The organism is bacterium (assembly GCA_030655055.1).
Lineage (GTDB): Bacteria > Edwardsbacteria > AC1 > AC1 > EtOH8 > UBA5202.
In genome coordinates, this window is sequence record JAURWH010000203.1 from 1 (window position 1) to 11,069 (window position 11,069).

An 11,069-nucleotide genomic window follows, 5' to 3' on the forward strand; every position below is an offset into this window, starting at 1 on the left:
CGTTAAGGCTTGGTGAATTAGACGGAAAAGAACTATTTTTAAATTATCGTGTATACTCATTAGGTGGCGCCGATAAATCAGTGATTTATACTTTTTATATAGGAAAGGCGGTAGCTAAAAAATGAAAAACAAATTTGTCACTTCACATAAATCATCTTTTAAGCTGCCTACCGTTGGTGTTGAGAAACATTTTTCAAACATTGATCAAGAGTACATACATATTACTACGGATAAAATTAAATTATATTTAATGGAAATTATGAACATTTGCAAAACACAAAATGAATGGAAAACGCCACTTGGTATATTGGCTACAATTGCAGCAACATTATTTACAACTGATTTTAAAGGTATACTGGGATTAAACGGAGATATTTGGAAAGCGCTATTCCTTTTTTCTTTTATCTTGTCGGGTATTTGGTTTGTTTATGTAATTATAAATTGTATACACAATCGTAATAAGACAGGTGTTGATTATATTTTAGATAAAATAAAGTTAGGCCAGAAATGAAATAAACGACCCCATTCCAACTTGAAGTAACGGTACATCATTCGGAAGTAGAGGCATTCGACCCGGAAGAATGCCATAGCATCGTGGAAGTAAGCCCATTCCACCCGGTAGGCAGCCTTGTCATCGTGGTAGGAAGTACATTCATCACGGTAGGAATCATTATCATCACGGTAGGTAACACTTTCCTTAGTGTAGGGTACATATTCATCCCGGTAGGAAGCACTTTCGTCACGGTAGGAGGCTAAATCTTTACGGTAGGGAGCCTTGTCATCCTGGTAGGAACTACTTCCATCGCAGTAGGAAGCTAATTCTTCACGGTAGGAAGCCTCGTCATCTTGGTAGGAAAGGCATTCCACCTGGTAGGAAGCACATGTAAGACTGAAGGAGGCCTACTCTTCTTGGTAGGAAACCCATTCCATTTGGTAGGAAAGGTATTCCACCTGGTAGGAAGCACTTTCTTCGTGGTAGGTAGCCTCGTCATCCTGGTAGGAACCACATTTCACTTGGTAGGAAGCCTTATCATCGCAGTAGGAAGCCCCGTCATCGCCGTAGGAAGCCTTGTCATCGTGGTAGGAAGCACTTTTATCCCGGTAGGGACCATTTTTCAGGCGGTAGGAGGCTTGGTCACGCTTCAAAATGCATAACATAAGGTCGATCTCAGCGTGACAGTCCCAAGCGCCGCCGGCATTAGGAGAGGGATATCAGCAAAAACGGGTCAAAAAGGCCCAAAAAACCAATAATTAACACTTTTGGAGGTTGTATGTCCAGCAAATCCAAGCAATCCATGGCGGAACAGCTAAACATAGCCCAGGTGGCTATCTCCAACTCGCTGGCCGATGCCTCGGTGCTTAAACTGCTGACTGAATACGGCTACACCGCAACCAAGCTCAAGCAGGGGCAAAAGCTCTACGACACCGCCCGGCTGGCGATGAACCTCCACAAGAAGCTTTCCGGGGAACAGCAGTACAAGACCTCCGAGGTGAACAAGATCACCAAGAACGCCCTGGACGCCTACCAGGCTTTGGCCAAAGTGGCCCGGGCCGTCTGGCAAAAGGACAAGAGCCGGCTGGTGGCCCTTGGCCTGCAGGGCGCCGTGCCCAAGACCACGGCCGGGTTCCTGACGGCGGCTTATACCCTGTTTGACAACGCGGTGGAGCCGTACCCCACCTCTTCGGCCACGACCAGCGGGGAACTGGCGGACTACGGCTATACCAAGACCAAGCTGGCCTCGGAGCGGGCCAAGATAGTTGCCCTGGACAAGATGAACCAGGTGCAGGAGATGGCCAAGGGCGAGGCCCAGAACGCGGCCCGGGACCAGCAGGCGGCCTTAAAGGATCTGAACGAATGGATGGCCATGTTCGTTAAGATAGCCAAGGTGGCGTTAAGGAGCAAGCGGGAGTATCTGGAGAAGATAGGGGTGCTGGCCAGGAGCAGTAAGACCAAGGCCCAGAGGAATGCCCCCAAGAAGGCGAGTGAGACCAGGGCGAAGAAGAAAGCCGGGGCGTAAGCCTAAAGCTTTAACAGTACCAAGCTACGGACCTAACCCCTGCCCCTTCCCCATAGGGAAGGGGTGGTAAAAGTCCCTTCCCTTGTGGGGAAGGGATTAGGGTTAGGTCAAAAACAAAGAGCTAAAAAACATGTCAACCGGACTTATACGCTTACAAAAGGTAACCGCCGAAAAGCTTAAAATGGCCAAGTGGATGCGGAGTCATATGACACTGGCAGAGAAGTGCTTTTGGAACGGGGTCAAGACTGACCGGTTCATGGGGCTGCATTTCAGAAGGCAGCAGATCATACATGGTTTTATAGCCGACTTTTATTGCGAGGAACTCAACCTGGTGGTGGAAGTGGACGGAGGCATCCACGAACAGCAGAAGGACTACGACAAACTCCGCACAAAAATAATTAACCAGTACGGCATTAAAGTCATCCGGTTCAGCAACGAAGAGGTTATTGATAAAAATGATTGGGTTATGGAGAAGTTAAAGAAAATTGCAGGGAAATAGCACATTTCATTTGACTTACACCCACCCAAAGCGGTATATTTAACGTAACACAAAGCCCCGCCAACCGCCATTTGACACATTTTTATGTCTCAACTCAAAACCGCCCTCCAAGCCCTGGCCGCCCAGGCCAAAGCCAACAACATTCACCGCATGGCCGAGATGCAGGTGCAGAGTGATTATGTCCTGAAGGTATTGGAAGCCTTGGGCTGGAAAAGCAGCGATTGGTCTTTGGGCACGAACATCGGGGCCAACACCGGCACGTTCTCCGACATCCTTCTGCATGATAGCAAAAAACACCCGGTACTGGTGGTGGAATGCAAAGATGCCAAAAAGGCCGACAAGCTGGACGGTTGCTACCGCAATCAGACCTTTCAGGAACAGCTTTACGGTTATTGCAGGAAACAGGGCATAAACTGGGGCATACTCACCAACTTTGTAGAATGGCGGTTATACAACGATGTGCAGGAACGTCTTTACCAGAACAAGAAATACGCCTTTATAGACCTGTTATGGCCCGGAGCCAACCCCAATTCATACGTGGACATTCTGTCCGATGAGGGGTTGGCTTTTCTTATGAAATTCCAGCGGACGCCGCTATGCCAGGCCAAAGGCAGGGTGGATGACGATCCGTTGTACTACCCCGTAGAGAAGCAGGTTGAGGACATCAAAGCCAAGTTCTTTGCAAAACTTAAAGGCTGGAGGGACAGCCTGCGGCGGGAATTGCACAAGAGTTACTGGGAGAAATACGACAAGGACCAGATAGACCTGTTCACCCAGAAGATTCTTGACCGGATGATTTTTATAGAGGTCTGCCACGACAAGGACATAATCGGGCAGGATGTCCACCGGGCCATCCTTAATTCCCGGGACGACAAGTACCACGAGCTTAAAAAGTGGTTCAAGGAAATGGACGAGCAGTTCAACACCGAGCTGTTCGCCCCGATGGCCATTGACCATTTTGACATTGACGACAAGGTGCTGGTGCCGATCATAGAAGAGCTGAATGAGATAGACTTTAAGAACGTCTCGGTTCACATCATCGGCGAGGTATACGAGAACTACCTGGGCGAAATGCTGAGAGTCACCAAGAAGTCCGGCCTTAAGGTGCAGGAGCACAAGGAACAGGCCAAGCGCAAAAGCCAGGGCATTTACTACACCCCGGAATACATAGTGGATTACATCGTCAAGAACACGGTGGGCGAATTGGTGAAGAAGGCCAAGACCGAGGACGACCTTAAGCAGATAAAGATATTGGACCCGGCCTGCGGCTCGGGCTCGTTCCTGATAAAGGCCTTTGACGTGATGTATGAGGCTTATGAAAAGCTGAAGATAGAGAGGAATAAGGGCCAGTTGGAGACCGGGAAGGACCTGAAGATCAAACGGCTGATATTACAGCACAACCTTTACGGGGTGGATTTAGACGACCGGGCGGTGGAGATAACCAAGTTAAATTTGATGCTGAAGGCCCTGGAGGGTTTTAATTTCCATGAATTGAAGGGCCGGAAGCTGCTGCCCAATTTGAACCTGAATATAAGGGTAGGCAATTCGCTGATCTCCGGGCAGACCATTGAGCAATTGGCGGAGAAACAGACCGCGCCGACTTTTCCGGGCTTGGACGATACCGTAAACATCAACCCGTTGTTAAAACTGCATAATGCGTTTTACAAGGAAGTGGAGGACGAGGAGAAGGCCAGGCTGATAAAAGAGATTGAGGTAGAAGAGAGAAGGCTGAACCGGAAGCTGGGGGATAATTTAAAGGGGTATTTCAGTAATTTGGATGAGGTCAAACCTTTGAATTACCAGGTAGCGTTCCCGGAGGTGTTCAAGCAGGGAGGTTTTGACGCAGTGATAGGGAATCCGCCGTATGGTGCTGACATGGACAGCTCAACAATATCTTTTTGTCGTGATAAATATAAGACGGGCACATATCAAATTAATACCTATACATTGTTTCTCGAAAAAAGCATTGGTTTATTAAAGACCGGCTGCTACGGTAGTTTTATTATCCCTTCTGCGTGGGTTGCTTCACAATATGATAGATATTTAAGAGAATTGTTGATTGCAAAAGCATTGCCTCAAAAAATGGTTATAACACCTCACAATACCTTTGAAGATGCAACCGTAGAAACGATGGTAATTGTTTTAGTGAAAGGCGATAAAATCAATAAAAACATACAGGTAGAGCGCCTTGATAAAGAGAATATAAAATATATTTTACCAAACAATGCTATAACCGCTGAAAATGATTTTATATTCCCTGTATATGTTGAACCTGGTAAACTTAAGTTAATTAGCAAGATTAAAGCTGATAAAGACCAGTTGTCTATGTATGCCGATGCCATCTGGGGCGTTAAAATCTATCAAAAGGGAAAAGGGAAACCAAAACAAACAGGTAGCGAATCAACAAGTAGAATATTTCATAAATCAGAAAAAACAAAATCAACGCATAAGCCCTTGTTGGGTGGTAGCGAGATAAATCGATATTCTCTTAATTGGGTTGGTGAATATGTGGATTATGGTATGTGGCTGGCTGAACCGAGATCCCCAGAGTGGTTTGATGGTGAAAGATTATTGATCAGAGAAGTTTCTTCGGCGGGCGTTATACAAGCAACATTGGTCAATGACGAATATGTGTTCTCCAATTCAGTTGACGGCATCAAATTGAAAACCAAAGACTTCTCAATTCACTATTTGCTGGGCCTTATTAATTCAAAACTGATTTCCTTTTATAATTTGAATACATCTGCCAATGCTTTCAAAACCACCTTTCCCAAAGTCCTTATAAAAGATTTGGTTAATTTGCCATTGCCTAAAATAGATTTCAAAAACAGAAACGGTAAAACACTACATGACCAGCTTGTCAAACTCGTCAAAGAAATGCTCAAGCTAAACAAAACCCCGGAACTGCGGCAACGCCACTCTGCGGACATTGCCGTAATAGACAAGGAGATTGACGAGTTGGTGTACAGGCTGTATGGGCTGAGCGAGGCGGAGATCAAGGTGGTTGAGGGTTGAAATTGTTATTTGTAACAAAATAAAGATTTATATGAAAAAATACTATCGTATAATGCTGGGCAAAGGCAGTATCTATGCCCCGGAATGCTTCTCCGGCAATTTCATCGGGGCAGACTTCGACATCAAACAGGACCTGGCCAGCGACCTGCCTGAAGAATGGCGGGCCTTTAACAAGAAATTCATACCCATATACCTGGCCGGGCAACCCAACAAAACCAGAGTAGCGGCCGGCCTGGCCTGCGGCATGCTTTGGACCGTCAGCAAAGGCATTAAAAAAGGCGATGTCGTCCTTTGCCCGGACGGCAGCGGCACCTATCGCGTAGGGGAGGTAAGCGGAGATTACTATTACCAGCCGGAGGGCATACTTCAACACCGCCGTGCGGTGGTCTGGCAGCCTGTAACTGTAGACCGGTCCAATATGAGCGAAGCCCTGCAAAACTCCACCGGGGCCATTGGTACTGTCAGTAACATATCAGGGTACAGCGAGGAATTGGAAAAACTGATCGGAGGCATCCAGGCCCCAAAACTTATCTCCACCGATGAAACGGTGGAAAACCCCTCGTCCTTTGCCTTAGAACAGCATTTGGAAGAATTCCTGGTGGAGAACTGGGCCAATACCGAACTGGGCAAGGAATATGACATCTACGAGGACAACGGCGAACGGATCGGCCAACAATACGCAACCGATACCGGCCGGATTGACATCCTGGCCATCAGCAAGGATAAAAAACGTTTGCTGGTGGTGGAACTGAAAAAAGGCCGGGCCAGCGATAACGTGGTAGGCCAGACCCTTAGATACATGGGCTATGTGCAGGAGGAACTGGTGGAAAAAGGGCAGACGGTGCAGGGAATAATCATAGCCTTAGAAGACGACCAGCGGATAAGGCGGGCGCTGTCGTTGGTGCCAAGTATAGCGTTTTACAGGTACCAGGTTAGTTTTAAACTAATAAAGACATGAACACACAGGGCGTATGAAACAACCGTTATATTTTATAATGAACAATACAAAATAACTTCTAACTATAAGTATTATGGGCAATATCGTAACTTACGGAAACATAATAAAACTGGCTACGCTTATCGTTGGAACGATTACCGTGTGGACTGTGGTTGCCACGTATTTAAAGGATAAATACACTGAAAAAATTGATATCCTTATTCAAATGCATGCCAAGTTCATAGAAAATCGCGATTTCCATGATATAAGGTATAAGATTGACAGATGGGATGACGAACTATTCAAATCCATAAAATACGATACTGAAAATCCCGACAATGATAAAGTTGACAAGGAAGACGAAGCCAAATATGTAAATATCCCTTTGATGGGCAAATTCAACGACTACCTGGAGTTTTTTCTATTAGTTGTTAACTTGTGCGAAAAAGGGCCTTTTACCAAAAAGGAAATAGACCGCATATTCGGGTACTATTTAAGATTGATAACTGAGAATGAAGTAATATGGAGTTACCTGAATGTTGAAAAATACCAATTTGCAGATATCGTAAAATATGCCAAAGCACTTGACTATGAAATACCTGCCGACATCGTAGAGATCAAATCTGGTTCAGACAGGTTTTTAAAACCATTGTTTGAACTATATGACCGTTCTTTCCCTCCATTGGTCCGCGAAGATTCAAAGAACATCCGCCAGTCAATCAATGACTCAAATATAAAAGGCTCAGTCGGAGGATTTCATTTCCTGGCGGCTAGTGTTAAGGGGGTACCGGTTGGTTTTATCACCTTAACGTATTTACCTGTCGAGAATCTTGGTTTTGTGGGCTATGTAGTAGTAAACGAAAAGTACAGAGGAAGACATATAGGGCGTTCGCTTATAGGATCAGCCAAGGAAGCACTGGACAAGGATGCCGTAAAAGCTGGGAAGAAGTCATGCAGAGGTGTTCTATTTGAAGTTGAAACCGAAGACTTGGCAGAAAACGAGAATGATAAAGAAGTAAGGCAAAAGCGTATAGAATATTTCGAGAAATTGGGCGCCGGGAAACTGCCGGTGGATTACTGGCAACCGCCAATGAGAAGCAATGAACCAGGGGTAAAGCTCCATTTGATGTATTATTCAAACAATAAGGTGGTACCCAAAAAGGATGAACTGGTTAGTTTTCTGAATACAGTATATGATGTTATATATGCATCTGAGGATGTATCAATCTCTGCTGCTGTTAAAAAATATCGCGAAATGGCTGTGAATTCTATAAGGTAGTAAAATGTCAAAAACTTACATTCAAAAAGGGGAGACCATGAAAAGAACCCTCATCCTTCCGGCCCTGCTTTTCACCCTCCTGGCCTACAGCCTGCCCGCCCAGGCCCAAACCTCCACCGGCGTCAAATACATGTACTACTATCCCTCCGGGGGCATAACCAATACCATCAGCCTAAACGACAGCTCCAGCGCCAGCATCATAGACCGCTACAACGACTACAACTACCAGAACAACATCATCGGCTCCTTTAAGGACCTGGAGGACCACTTTGGCGACCGGATCCGGTTTGAACTCCAGCTGGGGCCGGGTTTGCTGCACAAGTTCTCGGCCGAAAAGCCCTACCGCGACTCGTCGTACATATTCATGTCGTTCAAGGTCAATTTAACCAACCCCAAAATGCCCCAGCCCCAGTATCTGATCAACAAGGCCCACCTGGTAAAGAACCTGCTGGCGGGCCGCCAGTACGGCTACCGCGAAGACATGCTTAAGCGGGCGCAGGAGATCGAAGACGCGGTCAACGAGTACCAAAAGCACTTCTGGTGGAAACGGATCTCCATGGGGGTCAGCCTGCCCATATATTCCCACGGCCCAAATTCATACCTGGAATGGTACAACGAGCGGGCCTCGATCTTCGCCGGGTACGACATCGGGGACATCGGCACCTTCCAGCTGGGCGTCTCCACCGACCGGTCGTTCTACACCGCCCTGACGGTGGACGTGTCCACCCCGCTGTACCTGCTGTCCGAGCGGGCCATTTCCACCCTGACCAGGGTGTTGGGGGTCAGCCGGGCGGGGGGGATGTACTGAGGGACCCCAAAAGCTTCGGACCTAACCCCTGCCCCTTCCCCAGAGGGAAGGGGTGGTGAGAAGTCCCTTCCCTTGTGGGGAAGGGATTAGGGTTAGGTCAAAAACAACGAGCTATAAACATGCCAACCTGGTAGTGGAGATCGACGGAGGCATCCACGAACAGCAGAAGGACTACGACAAACTGCGTACAACCTCACCCTCACTCCCTCTCCACAGTGGAGAGGGAAGCCGTCAGGCGGGGAGAGGTCAACCTGTACGGGATCAGGGTCATCCGGTTCACCAACCAAGAGGTGGTTGATAAAAGCGACTGGGTACTGGAGACATTGAAAGAAGCCGCCAGCATATGACCGCCCCCACTTCGGCAAGCTCAGTGCAGGCATATCCCCCTCCCGGTAGGAGGTAGAACCAGGAGCCTAAAGAGATAAAATGCAAAACAATATAATTATTCATTTACTTTGAATAGATATGTTGCCCAATAACTTTAACTCTCAAGAAGAAATATTGCATAAATTGCGGGAAATCGCCAAAGTACATGATTTTAGCAATTTACAAACTATCGCGCATATATTTTATGATGTGATCAAAATATCCTATTACGCCTTGGTCCGGAAAACAGAGGGATTAAAGGGCCGGGTTGTTAAAGTTACCCTCAAAAGAAATGAAATAACCAGGCTGGTGAAATTAATTGACTATCATCATGTAAATGACAATTTATTCCCGCCGGACCACGAACTGGTGCAATGCTTCGGTCCCAATTATAACGAAGGCGATGCCTTGAAGTTTTTCGAGAATTTCGTTGAAGGCCCCATAGAAGACCGTTTTGGGAACAAGATCAGCATCAGCCTTGATGATGGCGTTAAATTCATGTATAAGAATAAGGAAAACGGACGGCATGAGTTGAAATCGGAGTTTTATATACCGTCACGCGGGAAAAGGCTGCCGTGGATAAGGCATACCGTCAAAAAAACAACGAATATCTATTTCCGCCGGGATAAGGACGATCGGGAATTGATGTATATCAGCAAATACGAACTGCCCCAGTATGACGATCAAAACAATAAATGTTACTGGGTCGTTATTGCCAAGAAATATTACAAGGATACCGTCGGCCCCTACAAGTTCAAGACGGCATTTCCGGTCTTCAAATACAACAGCTTGCTTAAACGAATGGAGAGATACCAGCCCATAAATTGTTTGAAAAATATTTAATATTTCCCTTGACAGGGCGGTTTGATATAAGTATAATTGCATTACATTATAGTAGGCAGTCTATTCGTCAAGTCTGGCTGGTGGGATTGACGATCACGAGTGCCTGCTGAACTTGCACCAGCAAGATATCAACGCCCCGTCAGCAATGACGGGGTTTTTAAATTTAAAAACTGACACTAAACAGTCAATGGTAAACGCTGAACAGCCCTTCGACAGGGTTTCGACATGGCTCAGCCCGGCGGCTCAGGGCACGTAAACAGCAAACAGCCCTTCGACGGTTCGACATTGCTCACCGCAGGCCCCGCTCAGGGCACGTAAACAGTAAACCCCAAACGGTAAACACTAAACGGTATGCCCCATCCCCGCCGGCATAAACTAAACGAACCCCTAACCTCCCTGTTCCAGCTGTACCGCAAACGGGGGGAGGTTTACCGTCTGATAGGCAGTTACGACAAGGCCCTGGGCGACTTTGTGCGGATGCACGCCGCCGCCGCCCTCCAGGGCGACCAGGTAAGACAGGCCGAGGCCATCAGCTGTCAGGGGCTGGTAAGCCTGGTCAAGGGCGAGTTCGCCCAGGCCGAGGCCCATTACAACCGGGCCCTGGAGAAATACCTGGCCCACCGGGACCTCTCCGGCCAGGTGGAGTGCTACAACGGCCTGGGCAAGCTGATGCAGTACCTGGAAAAGAACGATAAGGCCTATGAATACTACGCCTCCGGTTTGGAGATCTGCAAAAAGAACGGGGATAGGAAGAACGAGTGCAAGTGCCTGGGGAATGTGGCTGGTTGTTATCATGCCATCGGAAAAGAGAAAGAAGCAATAAATATATTAGAAGAGTTGGTAACATATTACGAAAGTTTGTCGGATATTAAAAGTATAGGACATACATATAGCGTATTAGGTTCTTTGTACCTTGATATGGGGGATTATGAAACGGCATTAAAACATTTAAAGACTTCTGAAGACATTGCCACTAAAATTGGTGATAATGTTAACTTATTGAATAGTTGTTGTTACGCTGGGCTGGCTTGCTTCAAAAGCCATAAATATGAAGACGCCAATACAGCATTTACTAAATGCTATGATATGTCATTAAAACAAGGCTCAAAATACATGCAGGCGGTTTCATTATTAAACATCGGCGATGTTTACAACGAAATGAACGATATCGCCCAATCAAGGAAGTACTTGGATAAAATGATGTCTTTGAACATTGGCATCCCCGGACTTAACGAAGAAGCCCAAAGAATAACCAACGAGTTAAATATAAAAGAAAAGGAGGTGAACTGAATGTACATTTGCAT

12 protein-coding genes are annotated in these 11,069 nt (G+C 46.6%); 10 read left to right on the forward strand and 2 right to left on the reverse strand.

The features are described 5' to 3' along the window. Positions 1 to 121 precede the first annotated feature (121 nt). Positions 122 to 511: a hypothetical protein gene (locus Q7U71_09500; protein MDO9391992.1), complete on the forward strand. Its 390-nt coding sequence runs from the start codon at positions 122 to 124 to the stop codon at positions 509 to 511. A gap of 389 nt (positions 512 to 900) precedes the next feature. On the opposite strand, the gene Q7U71_09505 is transcribed toward Q7U71_09500, so the two are convergent. Continuing rightward, entirely contained in the window at positions 901 to 1,146 is a 246-nt protein-coding gene (locus Q7U71_09505) for a hypothetical protein (GenBank protein MDO9391993.1), read from the reverse strand. A 125-nt stretch (positions 1,147 to 1,271) separates the two neighbouring features. Here Q7U71_09505 and Q7U71_09510 point away from each other — a divergent pair, with 125 nt between their 5' ends. After that, positions 1,272 to 2,018, forward strand: coding sequence for a hypothetical protein (locus Q7U71_09510; GenBank protein ID MDO9391994.1), 747 nt, complete (start codon positions 1,272 to 1,274; stop codon positions 2,016 to 2,018). Between the two features lie 181 nt (positions 2,019 to 2,199). Then, on the forward strand, positions 2,200 to 2,517 hold the full coding sequence (locus Q7U71_09515; protein MDO9391995.1) for an endonuclease domain-containing protein: 318 nt from the start codon (positions 2,200 to 2,202) through the stop codon (positions 2,515 to 2,517). Between the two features lie 39 nt (positions 2,518 to 2,556). On the opposite strand, the gene Q7U71_09520 is transcribed toward Q7U71_09515, so the two are convergent. Next, complete coding sequence (locus Q7U71_09520) at positions 2,557 to 2,799, reverse strand: hypothetical protein (protein ID MDO9391996.1); 243 nt, start codon at positions 2,797 to 2,799, stop codon at positions 2,557 to 2,559. A gap of 333 nt (positions 2,800 to 3,132) precedes the next feature. Between Q7U71_09520 and Q7U71_09525 the strand changes: the two genes are divergently transcribed. From Q7U71_09525 to Q7U71_09555, 7 genes are all read left to right on the forward strand, one after another. After that, positions 3,133 to 5,532, forward strand: coding sequence for an N-6 DNA methylase (locus tag Q7U71_09525; GenBank protein ID MDO9391997.1), 2,400 nt, complete (start codon positions 3,133 to 3,135; stop codon positions 5,530 to 5,532). Positions 5,533 to 5,563: 31 nt separating this feature from the next. Further along, positions 5,564 to 6,490 carry an endonuclease NucS gene (locus Q7U71_09530; GenBank protein ID MDO9391998.1) on the forward strand — a complete coding sequence of 309 codons (927 nt, stop codon included), beginning with the start codon at positions 5,564 to 5,566 and terminating at the stop codon, positions 6,488 to 6,490. Between the two features lie 73 nt (positions 6,491 to 6,563). Further along, positions 6,564 to 7,748, forward strand: coding sequence for a GNAT family N-acetyltransferase (locus tag Q7U71_09535; protein ID MDO9391999.1), 1,185 nt, complete (start codon positions 6,564 to 6,566; stop codon positions 7,746 to 7,748). A gap of 37 nt (positions 7,749 to 7,785) precedes the next feature. Next, complete coding sequence (locus Q7U71_09540; GenBank protein MDO9392000.1) at positions 7,786 to 8,556, forward strand: hypothetical protein; 771 nt, start codon at positions 7,786 to 7,788, stop codon at positions 8,554 to 8,556. A gap of 215 nt (positions 8,557 to 8,771) precedes the next feature. Next, on the forward strand, positions 8,772 to 8,903 hold the full coding sequence (locus Q7U71_09545; GenBank protein MDO9392001.1) for a hypothetical protein: 132 nt from the start codon (positions 8,772 to 8,774) through the stop codon (positions 8,901 to 8,903). A gap of 118 nt (positions 8,904 to 9,021) precedes the next feature. Beyond that, positions 9,022 to 9,765, forward strand: a complete 744-nt coding sequence (locus Q7U71_09550; protein MDO9392002.1) for a hypothetical protein — start codon at positions 9,022 to 9,024, stop codon at positions 9,763 to 9,765. Positions 9,766 to 10,116: 351 nt separating this feature from the next. Continuing rightward, positions 10,117 to 11,055, forward strand: a complete 939-nt coding sequence (locus Q7U71_09555) for a tetratricopeptide repeat protein (protein ID MDO9392003.1) — start codon at positions 10,117 to 10,119, stop codon at positions 11,053 to 11,055. The last annotated feature ends 14 nt before the right edge of the window (positions 11,056 to 11,069 follow it).